The organism is Neptunitalea lumnitzerae (genome assembly GCF_027924185.1).
Taxonomy (GTDB): domain Bacteria; phylum Bacteroidota; class Bacteroidia; order Flavobacteriales; family Flavobacteriaceae; genus Neptunitalea; species Neptunitalea lumnitzerae.
The window spans coordinates 214,162-237,697 of record NZ_BRVO01000001.1; the positions used below are offsets into that span (position 1 = coordinate 214,162).

The 23,536-nt window shown below is 34.1% G+C and carries 25 protein-coding genes; 13 read left to right on the forward strand and 12 right to left on the reverse strand.

Annotation, left to right across the window (positions count from 1 at the left end; translation table 11 throughout):
• Positions 1 to 56: 56 nt before the first annotated feature.
• The gene (locus Y10_RS00900) at positions 57 to 986 is read left to right on the forward strand and encodes an AraC family transcriptional regulator (protein WP_281763474.1); all 930 of its coding nucleotides are present in this window, start codon (positions 57 to 59) and stop codon (positions 984 to 986) included.
• 579 nt (positions 987 to 1,565) lie between these two features.
• On the opposite strand, the gene Y10_RS00905 is transcribed toward Y10_RS00900, so the two are convergent.
• Positions 1,566 to 2,192, reverse strand: a complete 627-nt coding sequence (locus Y10_RS00905; protein ID WP_281763475.1) for a HEAT repeat domain-containing protein — start codon at positions 2,190 to 2,192, stop codon at positions 1,566 to 1,568.
• Between the two features lie 542 nt (positions 2,193 to 2,734).
• Between Y10_RS00905 and Y10_RS00910 the strand changes: the two genes are divergently transcribed.
• The 3 genes from Y10_RS00910 to Y10_RS00920 all read left to right on the forward strand — a co-directional run bounded on the left by Y10_RS00910 (position 2,735) and on the right by Y10_RS00920 (position 4,927).
• Positions 2,735 to 3,139 carry a hypothetical protein gene (locus Y10_RS00910; RefSeq protein WP_281763476.1) on the forward strand — a complete coding sequence of 135 codons (405 nt, stop codon included), beginning with the start codon at positions 2,735 to 2,737 and terminating at the stop codon, positions 3,137 to 3,139.
• Positions 3,140 to 3,201: 62 nt separating this feature from the next.
• On the forward strand, positions 3,202 to 4,389 hold the full coding sequence (locus Y10_RS00915; protein WP_281763477.1) for an erythromycin esterase family protein: 1,188 nt from the start codon (positions 3,202 to 3,204) through the stop codon (positions 4,387 to 4,389).
• Between the two features lie 13 nt (positions 4,390 to 4,402).
• A complete protein-coding gene (locus Y10_RS00920; protein WP_281763478.1) occupies positions 4,403 to 4,927 on the forward strand; it encodes a hypothetical protein in 525 nt (174 codons plus the stop codon).
• Between the two features lie 13 nt (positions 4,928 to 4,940).
• Here the strand turns inward: Y10_RS00920 and Y10_RS00925 are convergent, their stop codons facing one another.
• From Y10_RS00925 to Y10_RS00940, 4 genes are all read right to left on the reverse strand, one after another.
• Positions 4,941 to 6,131, reverse strand: a complete 1,191-nt coding sequence (locus tag Y10_RS00925; protein ID WP_281763479.1) for an FtsX-like permease family protein — start codon at positions 6,129 to 6,131, stop codon at positions 4,941 to 4,943.
• 3 nt (positions 6,132 to 6,134) lie between these two features.
• On the reverse strand, positions 6,135 to 6,731 hold the full coding sequence (locus Y10_RS00930) for an ABC transporter ATP-binding protein (protein WP_281763480.1): 597 nt from the start codon (positions 6,729 to 6,731) through the stop codon (positions 6,135 to 6,137).
• A 51-nt stretch (positions 6,732 to 6,782) separates the two neighbouring features.
• Positions 6,783 to 8,399: a DUF4836 family protein gene (locus tag Y10_RS00935; RefSeq protein ID WP_281763481.1), complete on the reverse strand. Its 1,617-nt coding sequence runs from the start codon at positions 8,397 to 8,399 to the stop codon at positions 6,783 to 6,785.
• Positions 8,400 to 8,604: 205 nt separating this feature from the next.
• On the reverse strand, positions 8,605 to 10,776 hold the full coding sequence (locus Y10_RS00940; protein ID WP_281763482.1) for an erythromycin esterase family protein: 2,172 nt from the start codon (positions 10,774 to 10,776) through the stop codon (positions 8,605 to 8,607).
• 189 nt (positions 10,777 to 10,965) lie between these two features.
• Between Y10_RS00940 and Y10_RS00945 the strand changes: the two genes are divergently transcribed.
• Positions 10,966 to 11,592 (forward strand): rhomboid family intramembrane serine protease, encoded by a 627-nt coding sequence (locus Y10_RS00945; RefSeq protein ID WP_281763483.1) that lies wholly within the window; start codon positions 10,966 to 10,968, stop codon positions 11,590 to 11,592.
• 3 nt (positions 11,593 to 11,595) lie between these two features.
• Here the strand turns inward: Y10_RS00945 and Y10_RS00950 are convergent, their stop codons facing one another.
• The 3 genes from Y10_RS00950 to Y10_RS00960 all read right to left on the reverse strand — a co-directional run bounded on the left by Y10_RS00950 (position 11,596) and on the right by Y10_RS00960 (position 14,319).
• Positions 11,596 to 12,786, reverse strand: coding sequence for a hypothetical protein (locus Y10_RS00950; protein ID WP_281763484.1), 1,191 nt, complete (start codon positions 12,784 to 12,786; stop codon positions 11,596 to 11,598).
• Positions 12,787 to 12,849: 63 nt separating this feature from the next.
• Entirely contained in the window at positions 12,850 to 13,455 is a 606-nt protein-coding gene (locus tag Y10_RS00955) for an outer membrane beta-barrel protein (RefSeq protein WP_281763485.1), read from the reverse strand.
• A 135-nt stretch (positions 13,456 to 13,590) separates the two neighbouring features.
• Positions 13,591 to 14,319, reverse strand: a complete 729-nt coding sequence (locus tag Y10_RS00960; protein WP_281763486.1) for an XRE family transcriptional regulator — start codon at positions 14,317 to 14,319, stop codon at positions 13,591 to 13,593.
• 111 nt (positions 14,320 to 14,430) lie between these two features.
• On the opposite strand from Y10_RS00960, the gene Y10_RS00965 reads away from it, so the two are divergent.
• From Y10_RS00965 to Y10_RS00975, 3 genes are all read left to right on the forward strand, one after another.
• The gene (locus Y10_RS00965) at positions 14,431 to 14,814 is read left to right on the forward strand and encodes a hypothetical protein (protein ID WP_281763487.1); all 384 of its coding nucleotides are present in this window, start codon (positions 14,431 to 14,433) and stop codon (positions 14,812 to 14,814) included.
• Between the two features lie 2 nt (positions 14,815 to 14,816).
• Positions 14,817 to 15,059, forward strand: a complete 243-nt coding sequence (locus Y10_RS00970; RefSeq protein ID WP_281763488.1) for a hypothetical protein — start codon at positions 14,817 to 14,819, stop codon at positions 15,057 to 15,059.
• Positions 15,060 to 15,126: 67 nt separating this feature from the next.
• Positions 15,127 to 15,378: a hypothetical protein gene (locus Y10_RS00975; protein WP_281763489.1), complete on the forward strand. Its 252-nt coding sequence runs from the start codon at positions 15,127 to 15,129 to the stop codon at positions 15,376 to 15,378.
• Positions 15,379 to 15,454: 76 nt separating this feature from the next.
• Here the strand turns inward: Y10_RS00975 and Y10_RS00980 are convergent, their stop codons facing one another.
• Entirely contained in the window at positions 15,455 to 16,342 is an 888-nt protein-coding gene (locus Y10_RS00980) for a tetratricopeptide repeat protein (RefSeq protein ID WP_281763490.1), read from the reverse strand.
• Positions 16,343 to 16,487: 145 nt separating this feature from the next.
• On the opposite strand from Y10_RS00980, the gene Y10_RS16940 reads away from it, so the two are divergent.
• Complete coding sequence (locus tag Y10_RS16940) at positions 16,488 to 16,616, forward strand: hypothetical protein (RefSeq protein WP_408733611.1); 129 nt, start codon at positions 16,488 to 16,490, stop codon at positions 16,614 to 16,616.
• Between the two features lie 29 nt (positions 16,617 to 16,645).
• Here the strand turns inward: Y10_RS16940 and Y10_RS00985 are convergent, their stop codons facing one another.
• The gene (locus tag Y10_RS00985; protein WP_281763491.1) at positions 16,646 to 17,329 is read right to left on the reverse strand and encodes a tetratricopeptide repeat protein; all 684 of its coding nucleotides are present in this window, start codon (positions 17,327 to 17,329) and stop codon (positions 16,646 to 16,648) included.
• A gap of 206 nt (positions 17,330 to 17,535) precedes the next feature.
• Here Y10_RS00985 and Y10_RS00990 point away from each other — a divergent pair, with 206 nt between their 5' ends.
• Positions 17,536 to 18,357, forward strand: a complete 822-nt coding sequence (locus tag Y10_RS00990; RefSeq protein ID WP_281763492.1) for a hypothetical protein — start codon at positions 17,536 to 17,538, stop codon at positions 18,355 to 18,357.
• Positions 18,358 to 18,457: 100 nt separating this feature from the next.
• Positions 18,458 to 18,979 carry a GNAT family N-acetyltransferase gene (locus tag Y10_RS00995; protein WP_281763493.1) on the forward strand — a complete coding sequence of 174 codons (522 nt, stop codon included), beginning with the start codon at positions 18,458 to 18,460 and terminating at the stop codon, positions 18,977 to 18,979.
• Between the two features lie 1,198 nt (positions 18,980 to 20,177).
• Here the strand turns inward: Y10_RS00995 and Y10_RS01000 are convergent.
• A complete protein-coding gene (locus tag Y10_RS01000) occupies positions 20,178 to 21,002 on the reverse strand; it encodes a phospholipase A (protein WP_281763494.1) in 825 nt (274 codons plus the stop codon).
• A gap of 101 nt (positions 21,003 to 21,103) precedes the next feature.
• On the opposite strand from Y10_RS01000, the gene Y10_RS01005 reads away from it, so the two are divergent.
• Positions 21,104 to 21,451, forward strand: a complete 348-nt coding sequence (locus tag Y10_RS01005; protein WP_281763495.1) for a DUF1801 domain-containing protein — start codon at positions 21,104 to 21,106, stop codon at positions 21,449 to 21,451.
• On the opposite strand, the gene Y10_RS01010 is transcribed toward Y10_RS01005, so the two are convergent.
• Positions 21,448 to 22,851: a KAP family P-loop NTPase fold protein gene (locus Y10_RS01010; RefSeq protein ID WP_281763496.1), complete on the reverse strand. Its 1,404-nt coding sequence runs from the start codon at positions 22,849 to 22,851 to the stop codon at positions 21,448 to 21,450. The two genes, Y10_RS01005 and Y10_RS01010, sit on opposite strands and share 4 nt — an antisense overlap.
• Positions 22,852 to 23,143: 292 nt before the next feature.
• Between Y10_RS01010 and Y10_RS01015 the strand changes: the two genes are divergently transcribed.
• Positions 23,144 to 23,506 carry a hypothetical protein gene (locus Y10_RS01015; protein ID WP_281763497.1) on the forward strand — a complete coding sequence of 121 codons (363 nt, stop codon included), beginning with the start codon at positions 23,144 to 23,146 and terminating at the stop codon, positions 23,504 to 23,506.
• The last annotated feature ends 30 nt before the right edge of the window (positions 23,507 to 23,536 follow it).

Here is a 23,536-nt window from a genome sequence, read left to right on the forward strand (position 1 = left end):
AAGAGTGTATTCTTAAGGTACTTTATTGCCTAAAATATAGTTGTATATTAGCCCTTATGGCAAACTTACAACACCTTACTACCGAATACCAAAACAGAATGAATGCAGTATTTAAATATATAGATACACATTTAAACACCGCATTAACCTTAGAGGTTGTAGCAGAAATTGCCATATACTCACCTTATCATTTCCATCGTATTTTTAAGGTGATTACTGGCGAGCCTCTTACAGTTTATATCAATAGAAGACGCCTAGAAAAAGCTGCAGCAGATTTAATGCACAAGCCCGATATTGCTATAACAGAATTGGCGCTACAATATGGCTTTAGTAGTAATTCATCATTTACCCGCGCTTTTAAAAAATTCTATGGAGTGAGTCCTTCTACTTTTAGAGTAGAACTACCAGGAAAATTTAGCAAGATTCGCCAACCGAAAAGCAAGAATGGTCAACCCAATTTTTTATTTGAAAGATACCTTTGGAGTATTCAAGAACTTAAAAACTGGATAGACATGAATGCACACATCACTACCGTAGAATTGCCCGAGTTACAAATTGCTTACGTAACCGCTATTGGCCACACCAAGGTTAAAGAGGCGTACCAACAATTAATACATTGGGCCACCCCAAGAGAGTTGATGCAACAACCAGAAACTAAAATGATAACTGTATATCATGATAGTTTTAAAGTTACCGACCCAGATAAAGTACGCATAAGTGCAGGTATCAAGGTTCCTAAAAATACTAAAACAGAAGGAGCTGTTGCTACTACTACGTTACCCGCTAACAAATACATTAAAGGATGCTTTACCATTACCTTAGCAGAATTTGAAAAAGCATGGAGCAGCTTATTTATCTGGATGAATGAGAAAGGCTATAAGAAAGCAGATGCCAATCCTTTTGAAATTTACCATAACGATTTTAGAACACATCCTGAACAAAAATGTATTGTAGACCTATACATACCTATTCAAAAGGCAATATAGCATGTAAGTATACGTTTTAAAATAACAAACAGTGAAAACTGAAAAATTAAAATCATATTTCATAGTAGCAAACCTAATTTTATTTGGTTTGTTACTATTTTTTTTAATACTACACAGCTTTAAACATTTTTCCGGAGGGGCAGAAAATTTTATGATAGTAAGTTTAGTATTATTTTTTAGTTTACCGTTATACTATCTATCGCTAAGACCTAAGAATTACTATTTTGGACTCTTCGGACTATTTTTTATTTTATCGGTTTTAAACTTTGTAGAAATTTGTGGGTACTATAATTGTTTCCCTAAGTTCTTATACTCATATTTAGAAGTAACAATATACATTTTCTTCTTTACAATAGGCATCATCTTTCTAATACAAATAATTGGCTTCATACTCATTTTAATAACTAACAAGAACAACCAATAATAACCTTAGTAAACAAACCCTAGAAATATTTAATCTTGATGATAGCTTAATACCTCAAAAAACAAAATGACCCTCTGCAACAACTTTATGGTTTTACAAACGGTCATTTTACAAAATTTAAAATATCACATAGCAACAATTCCCCCTCCCCTAAATTAGGCGATGGCTTTTTTCTTTCGTGCATCCTTCGTTACGTAATTATACGTAAACCGTGTGTTTGGGGTATCTATGTTCCAGCTACTAATTTCCGTAGCTATTGCTTGGGGGTATTTTTTGTTTATATCTCTTAATGCGTTTCCAACAGATTTACGCACATAAGCACTATCATTATTTTTTTGGCTACTAAGTAACTGAATAGCCACTTCAGGATGCTGTGCAAAATAAGATCTGCCTGTCCAGATACGTAATCCTTCTGTTGCAGCTCTACATACATTTGGGTTGGTATCCTGTAACCAATCTTTTATAGTTGGTAGCGCATTCTCATAACCAACATCTTTACAATATTGATCAAATGCTTTAGCCAAAGTTTCTTGTACTTGCCAACTAGGGTCGTTACTTACCTCTAATTGTAATATTTGTAATGCCCTAGGATTTTTAGCAGCAATTTTGCCCAAAATAAAAACACCTAAGCAGCGTATTTGATAACTATTATATTTTAAAAAACCATATGCATATGCAAAACAATCATCGGTAGTTTTGCATTCAAAAATCCTTTTTGCTGCTCCTTCAATTGGTTTAAAACCATGAGCAATAGTTTGTAATTTAGCAATAGTAGCTTCCATAGTAGTGATGTTTAGTAACACACACTTGCTCTTACCTATTACTAAAAGTAAACTATTTACAGCATAAAATAAATGTCAAACACCATAAATCTAATAGATGAATGTAAGAAATATACATCTACAAATATAAATAACATAAAATTATTTAACCTACATAAAAGAGCCCCATTAATTACCAATTCGGCAAACAAAATTAAGTACTTAACAGATAGCAACCATAAATCTAACAAAAAGATGTTATTTTATTACAAAACACCACAACACACTGTAAAACAACATTTTAAATGTTAATTTTTAGGTTTTACCATTATAATTCAATATCTTCATACCACTACCATATTAAACACAATTCCCCTATTAATATTTAAGTAACACCAGTTTTATTTGTGCTTACCGGCCACTAAAACTTTGATGATATACAGTAATTAGCTTTTCCCACTACAAATACTGAAAGCTCTCTTTGTAACAAAAGAGAGCTTTCTTACGTATAACTATGAACCACGTATATTTTCAATACCTTAACAACACTTAATTTAACCTCTATGAAAAAGATTTTACTCATCCTTTGTTTGTTATCTACTGCTTATATAAGTACTGCGCAAACGAGCCCTGAAGAACTTACAAAAGTATTTTTTGAAAAATATAAAAAGTCGCCGTCCGAGGCTTTGGACTATCTTTTTGGCACCAACCCTTATATGACCAAGAACAAAGATGCTGTTACCAATCTAAAAGAACAGCTACAACAAAGCATTCCTCTTTTTGGAAAATACGTTGGTTATGAAAAATTAAAAGAAAAAAACATAGGTACCTTTTTTAAAACCTATACGTATGCAGCAAAATATCAGCGTCAACCTCTCAGATTCATCTTTCAGTATTATAAAGCAGAAAACAAATGGGTATTATTCAATTTTAAATTTGACGACCAGATAACCAAAGAACTAGACTAATCATTATTATAAACTAATTACTATTTAAGTAGTTGCACCAAGCAATTACACAAAACACCCTCATGGTAAAATTTATAACACTTATTCCCCTCTTCTTTTATTTTAATAGCGCTAAAGCTCAAGATACTAAAGCAGTAGCACAAGCCTTAAGTGATAAGGTTAGCATTCTTGCCTTAGGAGACCCTACCCATTTAGAAGGTACTATAACCACCCAGCGTATAGAATTAATTAAAGCGCTACACTCAGAAAAGCACTTTTCAGTAATAGCCTTTGAATCTAATTTGTTTGAAATGTATTATGGCTATACTCAATTTTTAAAAGATGGTGCTTCTAAACATATATACGATGGCATGTATGGAATATTTCCTTGCCAAGAATTAAACCAACTAATGGATTGGGTAAAAGTCTGCAATTCCAAACAAGATTCGATTATGATTATTGGTGTAGAATCTAAGTTTACAGGAAACAATACATTAGCACACCTTAAAGACTTTCTTACCGAAGAAATTAATTCTTTAGACAATATTTTAGAAGATAATTTACCCTTATACTACGAAACCTTAGGAACCCTAATAGAAAGTAGCTTTTATTCAAGAAAGATTGATGATACCGAAAAACAAATTATTATTACTGAAACCGAAAAACTTTTATACCATGTTGAAAGTAGAAAATCGGATGACTTTAAAACCTTAGTTTTAAAACAAACGCTTATTAATATTATAGCAGAAGCCAATAGGTTACACAATTCTAATTCAGCCGATAAAAACAATGATAGGGATTTTGAAATGGCAAAGAATGTAAAGTTCTTACACCCACTTGGTAAAATGGTTTTATGGGGTTCTTCCACTCATTACCTTAAAGAGCCAAAGGCAATTCAGACACATTACTTTCAAAAAAACAATCGAATAACCTTTGGAAAACTACTGAAACGAGATTTCCCTGAGGCTTACTTTTTTATAGCTTATAGTTCTTTAGAAGGTAAAAAAACTAATCTTCTTTTTAACTCTAAAGTAAAACCTCCTAAACAAGGCTCTATTGAATTTGAAGCTATGCAATTAAAAACTCCAGGGAAAGCAAGTTATTTTATGAGTTTAAACCCTTTAAACACTTTACATTTATACACTGGCGAACATCAGTTAGATTGTAGAATGCTAGGTCACTCGTATGCAGAAATGGAAGTATCTGAGGTTTGCGATGCCATTTATTTTATAGATGATACACAGCCTTATACCAAATTAAAAGCTGACTAAACCAATAAATATAATGACCTACTATAGCTTACTACCACTATTATTACTGAAAGACTATATTGTATTTATATGCCTGCTTACTCTTTTTGGTATCCCTTTACTTATATTGGGCTTGTATACCATGTATATACACCTTGTTATTTTTTATAAAGGAACTGCTACAACTGCCGAGGTAATAGATTTTAAAATAGCTAGGGTTCAAGTAAATAGTAGAGATGCAGCTTATCCTCAAACCAAATTGGAATTTACACCTATAGTAAAGTTTACCAACCAACAAGGGGTTGACGTTATAGATGAAATGGATTATGCTAAAAAAGGCCATCCTGTTAATGGCGAAATCTTAAACATAGTATACCGTCGTCAAGGTGATTTCTACAATATTTTAGAAAACACCAATTACTACCGCATCTATAAATGGCTTGTACCCACAATTATTGGGTTCGTACTAATTATTGGAGCACTAAGCATATTCCTAACCTATCAGGAGTATATTATTGAGTATTGGTATATGCACAATCCACCAGAAAACAACTGGTAAGCTGCTGATAAATTTAGCTTTTAGGAACTACTAATTTTTTAATACTTCTGGCTAGTAATACATAATACAACCCTACCAATACTAGTAAAATAAAAACACCTATAGGCACTATATAATTAGGGTTATTAGTTGCCTCAAACATATTAGAAAACTTATCTAAATAATAACCGCGCACTAATGTACAGCAAATCAATGCTAATACTATGGCTACAAAAGTAACACCAGCGGTAAGCATTTGGTAAAACTTACCAATCTGTTTTGGGCTATACCCTATGTAATATAAATTAAGTATGGTAGTTGCATTCTTCTGTAAAATAAGATTCTTACTCATTAGAATAAATGCTACTGAAAGCACTATTATAATTACAGCCACTAACAACACAAATAACAAGCCTGTTTTAAAAAAGAAAATAACCTTTGTAAACTCTAAATCTTGCTTGTTTATATTATAGTTATGTGCATTAAAAAACTGCAATATGGCTTTATCTGATGGATCTTTAAAATCAACTAACAACCTACTAACCTTACGCTTCTCTGTGTCGCTATAGTTAGCATTAGCCCATGTTAAAAAATCCATAGGCACCAAAATAGAATTAATCTTATCAGAAAAACCTACGATATTACTTTTAAACACTTTACGCTTACCATTTCCGGCAATTTGAATATTAAACTGAATTTTGGTGATAGTGTTTTTAGATAACACCGGTAAGCCTTGGCTTTCTGCAAAACCAAAATTGTAAAGATTTAAATAATTTTCTGGTATAATAATAGGTATAAAGTCTGAATCGGGCTCCCACTTCCAATCATCCGTAGTTACATCTAAATAAGCATCTGGTACGCTTTCAAAAAACAGATCGGTATAAAACATAGGTACGTTGCCACTCTTATCTGTAAAAGCACTTACCTCAAACCCTGCATTGGTAAACGTTGACACCTCTTCTACAAAAGGCTGACTACGTAATTCTTCAATCTCTTCTGCATCAAAATACACCCCGTCTTTATTGAACGTTTTAAATAACGATACTTGCTTGCTAACAATGACCGACTTTTTGCTAAACACATCGGTTTGCTCAGACAATAACGAGCGTACATCTACAAAAAACTGAAGGGTAGCTATAAGAATGCTCACCCCAATAAATAGGGTTATTAAATACCCTATAATTTGCACGGGCACTAAGGTTTTGCGCTGTAATTTATAAAGCATAGGCTACAGACTTAAAACTTTATCGTAATTAAAAAATGTATCCCCATCTAAAGAGGTGTGAATCAATCCTGCATTATTTGCTTTTAATTCATCTGTAATAAGGTTGGCAACTAAGTGAATATTTTCAGTATCTAAATGACTAAATGGTTCATCCAGTAATATAAAATCAAAAGGCTGACAAAGTGCTCTAACAATAGCTACACGTTGGCGCTGCCCTAAAGATAAATTCTTTACCAGTGCATCTTTTTTATGCAATAACTGCACCTTATCTATAAGCTCCTCTATCTCTGCTTTGGTTTTATGGTGTGTGAGTACATTCTTTAACCAAATGTTTTCAAACAAGCTTAAATCTGTAAACAATTTAAAATCTTGAAATACGTAACTTAAATGCGATTTACGAACCTCAAACGGACTTTTTAATGGTGGGGTGGTTACATAATTAACAGCACCCTGGTAGGCAGTATTACTACCGTAAATAATATTTAAAATAGATGTTTTCCCATGACCCGAATGTGCCACTACCAAGTATTGTTGTCCTTTTTCAAAAAGCACTTCCTCCTTTAAAAATATGTCAGAAACCTGTACTTCGGTTTCCGACATATATAAAGGCTTAATATGTTGTAATTGAATATTCAAGAGCTACCAGATTGATTATAAGTCTTGAACCATAGTGTCCATCAATTTAAAAATAGCAAACAAGCTATTGTTATTTTCATCTTTCAGACGGAAAGTACCCTGAACCGTAAAATCACCTTGATACTTAACCTCTACACCATCAGCAAACTCATTCCAGGTTTTGATGTACCCAGCAGCCACAGGATTATTTGTTACACTTGAAGACTCTACCATTTCTTGTGGATAACGTGAAAAATCTAAATCTAGATACATGTAGAACGGATTTTCACTTATTTGTTCTCCTACTACAGTATCTCCTAAGTTAGCATCTAAACCTCCTTTACCAAAAGCCTTCGCTGCGTCTAAACTTGTGGTTACCAGTACAGCATCACTGTTATAGTTTAAATAACACTTATAACTACTATCTAATCTAATCTCATAATAACTTCCATTGTTAGAAATCATTTCTGGCGGAAACTTCTTTAGCAACATAGGTACCAAATCTTTATTTGTAATATCTAAGACAAGATTTACCTCAGGCAGTGGCTTTTCCTCCATCTCCATACTTCCAGGATAGTAAGGTACCTCAATCACTGTAAAATCAGATAAGGTTATCACAAAACTACCTCCAAAACTTCTGTATAATTCATCTAAGGATATCCCTAATTGACCTTCTACCATTCCAGTCATCATGTCATAACTAGGGTTTCCTTTCACCGCCTCAGCAAATAAAGGCATATCAGCTGCACCACTCATTGCTATTAACGACTTTTTAGGTAAGTATTTCACCAAATCTTTATTAAAACTAGCAACTTGAGAACCATCTGTACCCAATTCTTCTATAAGTTCTTCACTTGGCTTAAACTTAGCTGTTACAGATATTTCCCCTTCCTCAAAATTAAGGTATGTATATAAATAGCTTCCTTCTAACTTATCTAAAGGCAAACTTGCAGCACGCGGATTCATACTCATAGCCTCAGCAATTAAATCGCCCGAATACCACATACTAACATCTTCTTTATTGCTATAAAACTCATTAAAACTATCATTGGCTACCAAACCGCCTTCGTTACCTTCAAAAAGTTCATTCATGGTAAACTCTAGGTTACGTTTTGCTCGGTAGGTTAGTCCGCTCAAAAAAATAGCCTTATGATCATCCCACGCCACTAAAGCTTCATCTGCAATCCAAACGGTATTAAAACCGTATTCTTTAGATACTCCTAAATCATAATTTTGGTCAGCTGCTTTAAATACTTTCTTTAAAAACTCCTTAAAGTTATCACCATCATTCAATGCTAGTAAAAGTCCCATATACTTTTCTGAGGCAGTTTCATTTATTAAGCATACAAAAGCATCAGAGTTTAGCTTAATACCGCTACTTGCTGGGTCATCCATAAACCCATCAAACAATTCTGCTAATTCTTTACTCTCTGTTTTAAGCTCACTAGAAGCCATCTTAAAAGATTTGAATTCTTTTACTTCATCAAAGTTTCCTTTTTCAGCTATAGCTGGAATATTCAAAACGGTTACAAACTGTGTAGTTGCGGGTAAGCTCTCTACCGTATCTGGCACATTGCTACAAGACGCAAAAAAACTAATAGCTAAAAGAAAGGCACTAACTTTTAAATAGCCCATTTTAAAAAAAGATTGCATGACTTTATGTATTTTGATTGATATTCATGTATAACACTTCTCAATATAAAATTACGGAAATTTCTACCTCTTGAGAACAGTACTTCACAAGCAAGATTTAACTTCTATTTTATTAAGATATTCTATAGGCATAAAGGTACAAAAATATTGACACCCCTTACATGAACCTATCCAATTAAACGTTAAAATTGAGGTTGAAAAAGCACTATTCAAGCACTATATTCGGACGTTTATAATGGTCCCAAAAGTCCTTATGAAATTTTACTTTATCAAAAAGAGTTTGCTCTTTTCTGTATGATATTTTATCCTCACCTACATTAAATTTGCTCCAAGTTCCTTGAATACTAAGCGTAAAGTTTTTGATATCTCCTGCTTCATTTTTCACATTCCCTTCTACCCTATTCTCCACATCTGCTATATAATAAACACCTTGATATTTTTTAAATCTAGTGGAGCTTTGCTCTACTGTATACATTTTAGAAGTATATGCTTTAAGCTCTTTTTTAAAGGCATAACCTTCTTTAAAATGGTCCGGAAAGTTAGTCACATCCCAACGTTCATCTATCTTTAAAAAAGCATAATCATCTGTAGTAATATATACATAGCCCGAGTATTTACTCTCAAATGTTCTACCCGTATAGGTAGCATGGTTTCTAGGAGAACTAAACTCAATTTTATATACTTCTCTTCCCCACAAACTATCTTTCTTAATAATGTAAATATCCATCTTTTTGAATTTCCGAGCTTCTAATATAGGGGCATACTGTATAGGATTTACATACGCAAAACCATAGTAAGACCTTAAATTAGCAGGCTTAAACTCCACATCTTTTTTATAATGTACTTCTTCAATATTCACGGTATTTCTGTTGCTACTATTTACATACCCCCTATCAAACTGACTTGCAGTAAACTCATAATCTAACACCAGAGTATCATCTACCTTCATTGTAGAAGTTGCGTATAAATAAGAACCAAAAGAGTTCTTAGGGTAGTTTTCAGGAATTCTATTGATAGCTTCTCTCATTACCTGATATGCCGTTCTTTTTTCATAAATAACTACCTCTTCTAACCATGTTGCTGGCATAATGGTATCAAAATCCTTTTCACCTCTAACCAAATCTTTGCTCGTATTTTCTTCTGGAGCAACTACTGTAACCACAGAATCTTTAATGGGAGTTGAAGGAACCGATTTATCAAAATACAAATACCCATCATGCAGCTCACTTAAATTAGCTTCCACAAAAGTTACAGGACTAAAAAGTCGTTGTGCAACCATTGTATCCATAGCCTTCTGATGCCCTGAAACGTACACCATAGAAGCTTTTGTATTTTTTAAAAAAGACTCAAATGAGTTTTTCTTAATAGGCGTTTTATTCCATTTACCTTGAATGTACAAAGAGTCTTCTGCTGTTACACAAGCCAAACTAAACACATCATCTTTCAGTTTACTTTTTACATAAGACCCCATTGGTACAAAGTTTGCCAACGCTGTTTTTTCAACAGAACTTACATTATTTGCAAAATGCTGATTGGCACCCCAACAGATCACCTTTTCATCTGGATGCGCCTCTAAGTACGCCAATAAATTTTCAGCCATTTGAGCATCCCGAATGTTATCATTAGCAGTCGTATTAAAACTAGACAACAACAATTCACGGTTCTTAGCATCTTTGCCTAATGTTAACAAACCACGGACAATCTGTTTCCAATAAAAAACTTCTTCACTATCAGTAAGAGTTGTTATTTTAGCTACTAATTTCTTTAATTTTAGCTCAAACTCATCATAACTAATATCCGCTTCATCAAAAAGCCCTGACCTACTTATAGATTCTAACAGCAATATGAAATCGTCGGTATTCAGTTTCAACTTAATGTCATGCTTATGACAAAAGTCTTGTAACGCATTTACTAAATTCTCATTACCATGTACCCCTGTTATCTGATGATCAAACCCTACTACTTTTAAAACGTCTCTTCGATTCTCAAAAAACTGAACAAAATCTTGAAACTCCTTGCGTTTACCCCATACCGAAAAAAGTGATTTACGAAACGCCTCTGCTACATTGGCTCCGTGATCAATCTCTTGCTGGGCTGCATACAAATCATACATACCTGATTCAAAAGCAATGGTTGTAAATCCCATTTCAGTAATTAAATACTCCGCTATTCTTCCTTTTGTAGCAATTATGTTTCCGTCATAATGACTAATTTCACCCAACATCACAACCCTGGCATCTTTAATCTCATCTTTTAGAAATTCAAAATCATTGCTACTAGTTCCTTCAGAACACACCTTAAACTTAGGTTGAAAGTTCTGAGAATTTACAGTACTCACTATGATGAATAGTAAAAACAAGGTATATATATATTTCATTAAAAAGGTTGTTTTATGTTCTATATACTGAAGATTTAATACTTCTAGAATCGGTTTTCAATATTACAATAGAAGTATTTTACTTACACAAAGTAACAAAAAACCTGTATACTTTACCAAATCTTTAAAACTACTCATAAACCATAAAAATTGATTCTTCGTTATATTTGTAACGTAATATGATGTGCGATGACAAATCATCAACAGAAAATAACATTCCGCTACCTATTTAAAACCTTACTTAGTAACTTAAATCCAAGTACCGCAGGGATAGGCATTATTAGTTTATTTATACTAAATACATTGGTATTTTCGGCTATGGTATGGAATGGAGCCCATATAATTTTCACCACCAACCACACCTTACTTACTTTTGGTGGCATGCGCTACCAAGAAGTTACAAACGGACAATATTGGCGCATGGCATCTGCAATGTTTGTACACAATGGCATACTACATTATTGCTACAATATGGGCGGACTCTTACTAGCAGGTAATCTTTTACAAAAGGTATTACCTACTTATAAAATACTCATATTATATTTAGTTACTGGTATCATAGCCGCCTTTTTTACACTTTATTTTAATAGTTACTCTGTTAGTGTGGGAGCTTCGGGTGCCATATTTGGGTTATATGGGTATATAATTGCTTACAAATTAGAGACCTCTAACCTTACTGCTTGGTGGTTGATATTACTATTTCCAATAGCAAGTTTGCTTATAGGCTTTACCCTGCCAGGGGTAGATAATGCTGCTCATTTTGGCGGACTCATAGCTGGTTTTACAATAGGTGTTATAGGACACAAAAAAACATAAAAGCTACTCTACTACTTTACGTATATAATACCACGGTATATCAAACAACCCTTCATGAAGATAAATATACATAACATCTTGCTCTTTTGTGCTATTATATACCGTAGCACCCACACTTGTTTCTTTGGGCTCTGTAAGCGTACCCCAAGCATTCAACGTTATATAATAAGATGTTCCTCCCTTTGAAGATGTATGCTTACGTTTAGAAACTACTTTTGCACTAAACCTTTCAGGTATATGATTATCAAACAAACAGTTGGTTAACACTAGAGTACCATAACTATATGCGGTAAGCGACATAAGCACCCCAATAAGCATACTTAGCCGTTTCACCTGTTTAGTAGATTGCTTTATTACAAGTATAACAATAGCCAATAAAACTACGGTTAACAATACCAATGGCCCCCATAAGCTATTATAATCAAAAATATCAAAAGATTGTAATGCTACAATTGCTAACGCTATGGAGGGCAACATAAGTCCTAAATGTATAGAAGCATATGCACTTCCTTGTTTTTCTTCTATGCGTAAGGCTCCCTTAAAAACAACAATTACAATTAAAATTATGGGAATAAATACAATAGTTAAACAGCAGGTAATGAAATAAAATGGCCCCTCAAAGAAAAGCAATGCTGCTAAAATACTACCAAACCAATTGAGAATGTTTGCCGCCAACTTCGCTTTCTTTAAATAAGCCTGGCGTTCTTGAACAGTAACACCGTAGTCATGATTACTCATAATATCTGTGTACTCACCCTCAAAAACTTGTGCCTCTATATCTACAAAGTTACTAGTTATCCATTCTTGTAATTCAGTAGCATTAGCTACATACTTATAATTACTTAAGGTAATCTTTTTATGTATCTCTGGTCGTTTCGGGTATATTTTTAAAGATCGGTCAGTCACCTCATACCCTTTAACATCTTCTATGCGTAATGCATTTACACCCAGAGGGTGTATATGCACAATACCCTTATCGCCAACTTGTATAGCTCCTTTAAAAGTATCTACCAATGCATACACCAAAAATGCTAACATACCCAAAGACAAAGGAGTCATAAAATACATAAGAACATCAGCAACATCTTCTAATACAAACGGCATTATCAATATCCAAACAAACAATGCTATTAATAGGAAGAGCACTATAAGCGCAAAAATTCGCCAACCTTTGGCAAGTTTATAAGTCTTCATAAAACAAAAATTCCTGACACCAACAAATGGCATCAGGAACAAAAATATCTATTCTTTGGTTATTTAAAAAATGTAACCAAAACCAATTTGAAACACTACTAGGTTATATTCACCAGCATCTTGTGTAAGCGAATAATTAGCACGAGCATCAACCAAAATATTGGTTCCAAACATATTATAAGTTAATCCTCCAGTAAGAAAAAGAGCAGTATCATCTTCTTCAATTTCTTCACTAACTAAACTAGATCTATGTCCAAAAGTTCTATAGGTTAAGTACGTAAACTGCGGGCCTGCAAGGGCACTAAAATTTTCTACAATTTCATAAGAAACCAATCCTGCCACAGAAAAACCAAACTGATCTAGTTCAAACTCATCCACATAGTAATGAACACCGTCATCTCCATAGGTCATTCCCTCAAAGTCCATTTCACTTGTTAGGTAATCCATAGATACCTCCGGATGAATTTTCCATCTTTCAGCCATTGGAATCTCAAGGAATGCTCCACCATAAAATCCTACCTCGTAACCAAACTCTATAGGATAATTATCTGGCGCCCCTGTATAGCTAGAGATGTTGGTTCCTGAACGTACCCCAAACTTAACTTGTGAAAAGGCTACTGAAGTAACCAAAGTACAAAGTACAGTGAAGAAAAAAATAGATTTTTTCATTATAAATTTATTGATTAGGTTGTTGGCTCAAAAGTAGACGCTTCATCTTTTTAATCCATACGGTAATCCGTAAACAAAAAAAAAGCGACCCTTTTTATGAGTCGCTTTTATCTATAGTAATATACTATCAACATTTTATCTTCTTCTACGTGAACGCTTTACATCAATTACGTTAAACACAGCAATTAAATCGTCCATATATACTTTTTGATCAGGAAATCTCGGATTTAAACTACGCAACACTAATTTCCCGGTAGATAAGTCTTGCGCTACAATACGCTTTACCAACAAACCATCTGTTTTGTGCGCAATTACAAAATCCCACTTGTGAATATGCAATCCGCTCTGCCATAAATGGCGTTGTACCTCTCTACATAAAATCAAGTCGCCCTCAAACAAACTATCGTAGGGTTCGTCTTCACTCTCCATACTTTCACCAGTTACCTCAAATGTAAGATAGCGACCTTTATATTCCTTATCAACCTCCCACGGCACCTTTGGTAATACCTCTTCAAAAGTATCTCTATCTGTATCCCAATTCGATAGAAAACCAGCTTGCACACGCTTACCCACTAATGGCACCAGCATAAAAGTTTCGTAATCTGTCCAAATTAACTCATGGTGTGCTTTGCGTACATCGGTAGTTTCGCCCACACCCGCAATGGCTTTCTCTTCTTGTTCATTGGTAAAAAACTGAGCCACCGTAACTCCATAATGCTGTGCTATAAGCTCTAAGTTTTTATAAGGCACTGCCACTTTACCTGCCTCGTAATTTTGAATGGTACGTAAACTTACACCAAGTACCTCAGCAAGGTCAGATTGACTTTCTTTTTTTTCTTTTCGTAACTCCTTTATTTTCAACATAAAACAGAAATATTCAAACAAAATAAGAATATTTATTTCATATTTAATTTGCTTATATGAAATTATATTGCGTAAATTTGTTTCGTAATCAACTCAAAGATACGAAAAAAAATGACCACTTCTACAAATAACATACTTAAAGACACCGTTTTTAAGAAACTGGTACAAGCACTATCCCCTACCGATAGTACCTTGGAAAACGTATTTCTAGAAGCTGAATGGGGCAAACACAGACTCTCTTGCTATGCGTTACCAGAAGATAATTACACGTTAATGGTAGAAGACTTTGGGTTTGAAAGTAAAGGCGTTTGGTATCAAGCAAACCCTACCGACAATCAATTAAAAACATTAGAAGACCTACTAGAAAAAGAACTTGATCGACTTTATAAGTCAACAGAACAAACTCTTGACTATGAAAGGGATATTGACGATATGGAGCAAGAAATGCAACATACCTACAACCACATAAATAATAACTTTTATACTGGCTATTGAACATGAAATTATGGATTCAAAACTTTACAGGGGTACTACCCAATGGCAACCGATACAAAATTGTAGTAACTAATACCAATGGATTTATTAATGCCTATATGTATGAGGAAATAGAGGGGATATTTTGGGTTGATAGTGTAGCACAAGCATTATGGAAAGAAGGATACCAATCCTACTTACAGGCACTTAAAAAAGTATTAAGTGCATTACAAAACACCTACCCCATTCAACTTATAAAAACATAAATACGCAAAATTATTGCACAAAAATAGAGTATTCGCCCTAGTGGCTTTATAAAATATATTTTCAGACATGGAATTAACAGGAAAAATTGATTGTATTGCAGTAGAAAACAACAACGGAAACGACAAAAAAATGCTAACCCTTGTAAATGGCAGAGAGGTTCTATTTGTAGAGTTTCAAGGAAAGAATATCCATCTATTAGACACTTTTGAAAAAGGTGATGAAGTGAGTATTCAAGCCCGATTTAACGGTAAAATTTCTGGCCTTGGTAGAAAGTACAACAACATTATAGGTAAGCGTATAGACCTGCAACCAATGTAACACCACCTTATTAATTCAGCATTACCAAGCATATCTCTGGTGATGCTGAATTACTTTTGGGGTACCCCTCTTAAAACTAATCCATCGTAGATAAGTAAGATCTTGCATACTCCTTTTCAGCTTCAGTACCGACGGTTTCAATCTTTTCATAAACCTTTTTAGCCTTATCTGTTTGATCTGTTAAATTATAAGATTGCCCTAGTAACTTTAATATGCTTATATTCTCAGGTAAAACTTTTGCCCCTTGCTCCAAAATTTTGATAGCCTCTTCCTTTTGATCATAAACTAAATAAGACATCCCTAGCACAGTATATCCTTTAGCATAATTAGGAAACAATTGAATAGCGGTTTGTGCTGTTTGCTTCAAGTAAGGTATATTATGAGTACTCATAAAATCTGCATTACTAAACATCTTATCAAACACTTCAAAAACCAGATTTTCACTTACCACCTCCTCATTGGCTGGCAAATGCCACTCCATGTGATTTACAGCACCTTGCTTAATCATATCTTCCAAAGCCTCTAATGCCATCTTATAGAAAAACAAACTAGCCGTCGTTTCAATTTTGTAAACCCGTAAATCTAATCTATTTGGCGCTAAAGCTATTGCCTTATCTAGTGCAGCATATGCCTTATCTATTTCAGTGTGTTTTGCAAAAAAACGCTCAGATAAATAACTAAAAGAAATGGTATCAGAAGTTCTTTCTGCGTTGTTTTCATAAAGCTTATCTACTCCGCCAGCCTCAAATTTTCCATTTGCTTTTAAATAATAATACAAAAAGTAACTGTAAAACAATTCCGGATCTTGGGGCGCATCTTTCTCCCAATCTCTCAGTATTTCGTACTGCTTAATGGTATCGCCTACCTCAGCATAATTTTCAAATTCTGTGTAATATGAGTTTTGGGAAAAACCTGTTTGTGCTGTCACTAACAGCATCAATAACACTATTTTATGTAGTTTCATATATGGGGTTTGGTTTTATAAATCTACATAATTTTTAAATTACTTTCAATAGAAAGTTTATTAACCTTTAAAACTGTCCTGAAAAATAAAGCTATGTGTATTTAGCTAACATCCTCAAATTTCATGAACAAAAGGGAAATACAACCTGCAAGGCCAAAAGGTAAAAGAGTTTACCAAACCACAAGGTAGATATCAGTTAGAAGACCTTACCACAGGACTATATTTAGTAAAAATTAGCACTAACCCAGGGGGTACTTACCAAGCAAATGATTAAAAAATAATCCATAAAAAACGCCCTGAAATTCAGGGCGTTTTTGTATTCACTATTTCTGCGTTACTGCTCAAGTGTTTTTTTATAATCGCTATTTGTTTCCTATGCTCAGGAAACTTCATAAAAAATCCGGTAGCTATATAATTCGCCTTTTCACACTCTTTACCTTCCTTTTCACATTGGTGTGCATAGGCTAAAGCCCTTCTATAATTGGCATCAAAAGAATCAGGAAAATTCTTTAAAGCCATATCATATTGGTAAATTGCATTATGCCATTTTCCTCTTTTCAAAAAGTCATCGGCATTTCCCATAAAAAAGTTAAAATTACTGGTTAACTTTTCATTCCATAGGTCTGCATCGGTAGTACCAAGTAGTACTTTACGCTGTTCTACTTCTAAATTATAGCGTTGTTCTTTTTCCTCTATACGCATATAATTTAAATAAACGAGTACAGCACTAATTGAAAGCGTAAGTATACCCCCCAGAATAAGCATCCGGTTTCTACGTTCTTGCCGCTGTAAGGTAGCTTGCCTAATGGCGGTCAATTGGGCCTTATCTGCTGTTTTCGCAAAAATTAGTTTATCTCTATTTTTAATAGGAGGCTCAGAAAACGGAGATTCACTTCTTTTAAAGAGGCTACGATGCTTACTTTTTAGGCGCTCGTTATTTTTAATAGAATTTATCATGGCTTGCGCCGATCCGCCTACTCCAAACATACAAACAAAAGTTTACTCGATAACGAAGATTATCTACTGTGATACATACCTTGAACTACCAATAATTTTATGGGTTAATAGTTATACGGCACAAATACTACTTTTGTTACAAAAAATTAGAAATACATAAATAAGTCTATAAGCCAGTAACAGCAAATAATACTTTTAATTTAGTATTTTGCCATTCTTTAAAACAACACTACACCATGAAACACACGTGCTTGCTACTTTTAGTATTTGTTACCACCATTGGTTATACACAGCAGTACAAAGACCCTGAAAAATTAGTAATCGACTTTATTACAAATCAGGTAAAAACTCGTACTAAAGTTTTAACAGGGGAAGCCTATGAGCAGCAACTATCACCTCAATTATTTGAAGATGCTAGCATACAAAGTGTTACCACTATAAAAACTACTAAAAAAGAGCTGGTACAAGCGGTAACAATAAAATACCCAAGTGATGAGTTACAAGATGTATATATTTTCACCATAAAACAAAAAGGCTCTTGGTATATATCTAACATTAGAGCATTATGGATGCCTCCGTTTTTTTTACAAATGCTAGAGGCTTACAGAGGTAAAACAAAAGCAGACTTAGAAGCTTATTATGAAGGTGGATTTTCCGAAATGAAAGCTAAAAATGATACGCTTACCAGAGCGTACTTTGAGGAAGTAAATGGTACACTACCTGAATTTATTTATGAAGTAGAAAACATGAAACTCACCATTGCTACAGATGCCCAACTGATAGCACATTTTAAAAAATATGAGTCTGATTTTCAAAGTCTAAACAATTCTTTAGAAGAGGTTGATAAAGAAAGTCTGAAACACAAATACAAACACCTGTTAATTTCTAACATTACTAAATTTGAAAATATTAAGTACTTTATAATTTACAGGCTAACCGACAATGAAGTGGGATATTTGTATTGTGCCAACCCAAAGGAATTACCTGAAATTACCGCAGAAAGTTATATTATGATTAAAGAAATTGGTAATGGGTGGTATATATACAAAACCACTTAAAAGAGCTTCCAGCATTTGTACTACATAATTAAGATTAAATGCTTTGTGAATTTACCCAGAACACAATTACTCCCTAAAATATTCCTATCTTTTATAAAAAATGTTGAAAGTAGACCAACCTCAGCTTATTACCGAACGTTTAGTGTTACGAAAACTTGGCATAACCGACTGGGAAGTAGTTCAATTTTTACGCTCAGACTCGGGTGTGAATAGGTATGTAGACAGACCTGAAACCCCAACTAAAGAAGAAGCCATTGCTTTTATTGAAAAAATATGTGATGGAATAGACAACCGTAGGTGTTACTACTGGGTACTTTGTACTAAAGACAATCCAGAAATGATAGGAAGTATTTGCCTGTGGAATTTTGCCCTAGACGTTACCTCTGCCGAAGTTGGATACGACTTGCACCCGACACATCAAGGTAAAGGATATATGAAAGAAGCGCTGGAGGCTATTTGTAATTTTAGCTTTGATATACTTCAACTTACACATATAGAAGCATATACACACAAGGATAATATTGCTTCTAGAAAGTTATTAGAAAAACAAGGATTCATTTTACAAGAAGGTAAAACCGACCCAGGATTCCCTCATAATATTGTTTATAGACTAGCCCCCTAACGCCCAAAGAGGGAATAATCACTCAGATAAATTAGTATCGTCACCCTGAACTTGATTCAGGGTCACAAAAGTAGCTCAAAAAAAAAGCACTTACTCTGATGGGATGCTGAATCGAGTTCAGCATGACGCACCAGATGAAAATCACGTAATTCCGTCACCCTGAACTTGATTCAGGGTCGCACAAAAAACTCAGAAAAAACACTTACTCAAATGAGATGCTGAATCATGTTCAGCATGACGTGCACAATGAAAATCACATAATTCCGTCACCCTGAACTTGATTCAGGGTCGCACAAAAAATTCAGAAAAAACTCTTACTCAGATGAGATGCTGAAATCCAGTTCAGCAAGACGACAGATCTAATGAAAATCACATAATTCCGTCACCCTGAACTTGATTCAGGGTCGCACTAGAAGCTCAAAAAAATTACTTACTCAGATAGGATGCTGAATCTAGTTCAGCATGACGCACTAGATGAAAATGACATAATTCCGTCACCCTGAACTTGATTCAGGGTCACAAAAGTAGCTCAAAAAAAAGCACTTACTCTGATGAGATGCTTAAATCCACTTCAGCAGGACGACAGCTCTAATGAAAATAACCTAATTCCGTCACCCTGAACTTGATTCAGGGTCTCACTAGAAGCTCAAAAAAAAAGTACTTACTCTGATGGGATGCTGAAATCCAGTTCAGCATGACGTGCACAATGAAAATCACATAATTCCGTCACCCTGAACTTGATTCAGGGTCTCACTAGAAGCTCAAAAAAAGCACTTACTCTGATGAGATGCTGAAATCCAGTTCAGCATGACGTGCACAATGAAAATCACGTAATTCCGTCACCCTGAACTTGATTCAGGGTCGCACAAGAAGCTCAGAAAAAGCACTTACTCTGATGAGATGCTGAATCGAGTTCAGCATGACGTGCACAATGAAAATCATGTAATTCCGTCACCCTGAACTTGATTCAGGGTCACACTAGTAGCTCAAAAAAAAAAGCACTTACTCTGATGGGATGCTGAAATCCAGTTCAGCATGACATGCACAATGAAAATCACATAATTCCGTCACCCTGAACTTGATTCAGGGTCTCACTAGAAGCTCAAAAAAAAACTTACTCTGATGAGATGCTGAAATCCAGTTCAGCATGACGAGAGATTTAATGAAAATATGCTGATAAAATAAGCATACTTTAATTCTAGTAAAAATTAAAGTTCATATCTTTAATACTAAACCCTAAGCGAATATAGCTCAACTCTTTATCGTAGTTAATTAAATCCTGTCCGTACCCTTGAAAAAACTGTAGATATAAATACTCATTACCCGTTTTCGTAATTCTAAAGTTAACACCTAGTTGCAAACTTCCTTTCCAACCTTCAATACCTTTTCTACCGGTAGCCTCCAATATCCATCGGTTACCAGGGCGGTATGCCATATCTACTTGTCCGTACCCCAAATAATCGGTTATATCTGGGTTATCAGATTTAGAACCTACCGGCAACCATGCTTTTACGGTATACAAAAAATGTCTACTCACAGGGATAAAATACGATAACGATAAACGGTTCCAACTCCTTGATATCTCGCCTCCTTCTCCATTAGACTCATGCTCTATTTGAAACCAAAATGCCCCCTTTAGCTTATCATTTTCATCAAACACCACTTTCCCTAAACCTAAACTAGGATTATAATTAAGTGCTCTAAAAGGAAATGATTCTTCATAAATTTCCCAAAATGCCTTTTGCCTATACGCCAAAAACAAGTAAATATCCCATGGCAACGGGTCTTCTACCAAACGCTGTTTAAATCCAATCTCAAAACGAGCATCGCTAGTAGCATCAGCACTCGACTCATTTATCTGAGAACCTGCAACAAAGTAATTATCTCCATAAATGGTAAATCTTGGTGCATCTTCAATATACCGCTTGTAGTTATATCGGGTAATTTGCGAAAGCGAATCGGTTTGTGCAAAAGCAGCTAATGTAGCTATACAAAAGCTTATAAGAGTAAGGTATTGTTTCATATAGCAAATGTAAAATATAACCTATTAAAATAGTCAAAAGGAAATCTTAAGATTCCTGAATAAAGTGCTAATTACACCAATAAATTATATAACTTTTCAGCATGAATCCATTAGACCAGTTTTACAGCAAACAACCCGAACCTCTACGCAGTGTTTTCTTGGCACTACGGCAATACTTATTAGCCAAACCTGGCTTTACGGAAGCGCTTAAATACGGACTCCCATTTTTCTATTACAACGGAAAACGCTGTTGTTACTTTTGGAAAGATAAGAAAACAGCACACGTATACATTGGTTTGGTAGATGGTAATCAACTACACCACCCTTCCTTAGAGCAAGGCAATAGAAAACGGATGAAGATTTACCGCATTAACCCACATAACGATATTGATGAAAACACTCTTGAAGAAGTTATCAATGAAATGTTAGCGTTGTATAAAGGTGGTTAATTTTTTAGTGCATCCAAAAGATTTATTCTTTTAAACAAATGGTCTAAGGCTATATCACAAGAACGATCAAAATTAAAACCTTCTACTAGTTCCTTATGTGCATCTTTAGTTTTACAATATTTACTTTTAAAGATAAAATTTCCGTGTGAATCTTCTTTAAGCAAATCCTCTTTTCTTTCATAACTATTAAATTTATTATACGAATGAATCAGATTCATTTCTAAGTAAAGTAATTCATTAGAATAATCCTTTTGATAACTCAAATATTTATTTGAAACTTCATAGAATTTTACCTGAAGTTCTTTTACAGTTAGATCGCCATTACAAATTGAAAAATAAAAAGAACTTTCAAACATCTTAACAAAACATAAAAAGAAAAGAATATCAGGCAAGACATATTCGTTAAACTTAAATCCTTTCAAACTAATTCTCAAAAGAATAAATATTTTTTCCTGTTGCCTTAACAAAATTTTACCAGAACTGAAATACATACTTATTATTCTAAACAAAAGCCCACCATCTTTCATTAACTCAGGGTATCGAACTCGTTCTTCATTATTAAAGAAAGCTTCTATCTCATAATATTTATAAAGAAATTGAGCATATTTCATGGCATCAGGTTGAGGTAATGAGTACTCAATATCAATAAAACGACGTAAATATTCATCAGCATTCAATTTATCACTACCATAAACACCACGCACTGCATGTCCTAATTGCTCCTTATCAATTGAAAGTACAAAGACTATATTAGGAACAGAGAAAAAATGTTTAATTTGTTCTAAAATAGATACCGCATAATTTGGTCGGCATCTATCTAACTCATCGATAATAAAAACAAGTGGTTTCCCATTAAACTGAGTTGTTTCTATCAATTTTACGAGACTATTTTTAAAATCTTTAATACTTGCCTTTTTTGAAGCATACTCGTTAACTTCATGCTCAAAAACATCTGTTACACCCTCAGTTAAAGCTGTTAAACCAGCTTTTAAAGTTTCACCATCAACATATTTATTTAGGATAGCTTTTGTTACAACAGGCACCAAATGTTTACTTAATTTAGCTGCCTTACTTAGAGCACTCTTAAAGTCTGCATTACTGCTTTCCATTACTGCTTTCAGCTCTCCCATAAGTGCAACAAGAGCATTATCTTCAAAATCATTCTCCCAAGCATTAAAGTATACTGTATTATGCCCTACTTTTTTTAAGTATGTCTGCCACATTTTTACAAAAGTAGTCTTACCCGTTCCCCACTCATTATTAATAGCTAGTACAAAACCATCAGCATAACTATCTACAATAGTAGTCAACACTTCAGCATATACTTCTCTTCCTAGTTTACAATTGGCAAAAGGTTCATTATCTGAAATCTCAATTTCAATATTTCTTATGCTAGCCATTATATTTTAAATTTTGATTAGAAAGCCCTCATAAATATACAAATTACCTTATGCGCATAAAAATAAAACCAATTAATACCACGTTATACACTTAACTATACAACCAAGCTATGCCTCTTAAAAAACTCATACTCCATAGTACGCTTAGTTTTTGCATATATTTTACATGCGGCTCTAGTGATGTAGTTATTTTTAAAAAAATAGATCATCGATGGGTATTATACATTTATACGCACTTCGTATATTTTTAACTCCTTTTACAATCATTATAATTTAAGTACATTAGCACTTTATGAAACCCGCTAATACACATACCAACCCATTACCACGCGTTTTAGCAGTAGTACTACTACTATTTATGCTAGCACCGTGTGTGGTAAAACAAAGTGTATTACAGCCTTTGGGCATTACGTATGTAAAAACGGTAAATAAAACCAAAACTGCCCATCAATGCCAAACGCAGCAGTTACTAGAGCAAACCAACACCCAAGTAGTACATCTGCAAAAACAACAACGCAGTACTTTCCATGCGCAAAAAACTATTACTAGCCCTACAGAAGTTTATATAAATAAACTATGGTATGGTAAACTTCTTTCGGGCAATAGTCCGCCTAGGTATATCCTATACCAGCAGTTAAAATTGGCTATGGTTTAAGACTTTTCTACAAAGTTTTAAAACACAATT

Coding starts and splice junctions, on each gene's coding strand:
- Y10_RS00920 (WP_281763478.1), top strand. CDS start 4,403: ATGACCTACTATAGCTTACTACCACTATTATTACTGAAAGACTATATT.
- Y10_RS00985 (WP_281763491.1), bottom strand. CDS start 17,329: ATGTTTGGAGTAGGCGGATCGGCGCAAGCCATGATAAATTCTATTAAA.
- Y10_RS00935 (WP_281763481.1), bottom strand. CDS start 8,399: ATGCAATCTTTTTTTAAAATGGGCTATTTAAAAGTTAGTGCCTTTCTT.
- Y10_RS00940 (WP_281763482.1), bottom strand. CDS start 10,776: ATGAAATATATATATACCTTGTTTTTACTATTCATCATAGTGAGTACT.
- Y10_RS00960 (WP_281763486.1), bottom strand. CDS start 14,319: ATGTTGAAAATAAAGGAGTTACGAAAAGAAAAAAAAGAAAGTCAATCT.
- Y10_RS00930 (WP_281763480.1), bottom strand. CDS start 6,731: ATGTCGGAAACCGAAGTACAGGTTTCTGACATATTTTTAAAGGAGGAA.
- Y10_RS00915 (WP_281763477.1), top strand. CDS start 3,202: ATGGTAAAATTTATAACACTTATTCCCCTCTTCTTTTATTTTAATAGC.
- Y10_RS00910 (WP_281763476.1), top strand. CDS start 2,735: ATGAAAAAGATTTTACTCATCCTTTGTTTGTTATCTACTGCTTATATA.
- Y10_RS00925 (WP_281763479.1), bottom strand. CDS start 6,131: ATGCTTTATAAATTACAGCGCAAAACCTTAGTGCCCGTGCAAATTATA.
- Y10_RS00900 (WP_281763474.1), top strand. CDS start 57: ATGGCAAACTTACAACACCTTACTACCGAATACCAAAACAGAATGAAT.
- Y10_RS01000 (WP_281763494.1), bottom strand. CDS start 21,002: ATGAAACAATACCTTACTCTTATAAGCTTTTGTATAGCTACATTAGCT.
- Y10_RS00995 (WP_281763493.1), top strand. CDS start 18,458: ATGTTGAAAGTAGACCAACCTCAGCTTATTACCGAACGTTTAGTGTTA.
- Y10_RS00945 (WP_281763483.1), top strand. CDS start 10,966: ATGACAAATCATCAACAGAAAATAACATTCCGCTACCTATTTAAAACC.
- Y10_RS00970 (WP_281763488.1), top strand. CDS start 14,817: ATGAAATTATGGATTCAAAACTTTACAGGGGTACTACCCAATGGCAAC.
- Y10_RS01005 (WP_281763495.1), top strand. CDS start 21,104: ATGAATCCATTAGACCAGTTTTACAGCAAACAACCCGAACCTCTACGC.
- Y10_RS00975 (WP_281763489.1), top strand. CDS start 15,127: ATGGAATTAACAGGAAAAATTGATTGTATTGCAGTAGAAAACAACAAC.
- Y10_RS01010 (WP_281763496.1), bottom strand. CDS start 22,851: ATGGCTAGCATAAGAAATATTGAAATTGAGATTTCAGATAATGAACCT.
- Y10_RS00980 (WP_281763490.1), bottom strand. CDS start 16,342: ATGAAACTACATAAAATAGTGTTATTGATGCTGTTAGTGACAGCACAA.
- Y10_RS00955 (WP_281763485.1), bottom strand. CDS start 13,455: ATGAAAAAATCTATTTTTTTCTTCACTGTACTTTGTACTTTGGTTACT.
- Y10_RS00905 (WP_281763475.1), bottom strand. CDS start 2,192: ATGGAAGCTACTATTGCTAAATTACAAACTATTGCTCATGGTTTTAAA.
- Y10_RS00990 (WP_281763492.1), top strand. CDS start 17,536: ATGAAACACACGTGCTTGCTACTTTTAGTATTTGTTACCACCATTGGT.
- Y10_RS01015 (WP_281763497.1), top strand. CDS start 23,144: ATGAAACCCGCTAATACACATACCAACCCATTACCACGCGTTTTAGCA.
- Y10_RS00950 (WP_281763484.1), bottom strand. CDS start 12,786: ATGAAGACTTATAAACTTGCCAAAGGTTGGCGAATTTTTGCGCTTATA.
- Y10_RS00965 (WP_281763487.1), top strand. CDS start 14,431: ATGACCACTTCTACAAATAACATACTTAAAGACACCGTTTTTAAGAAA.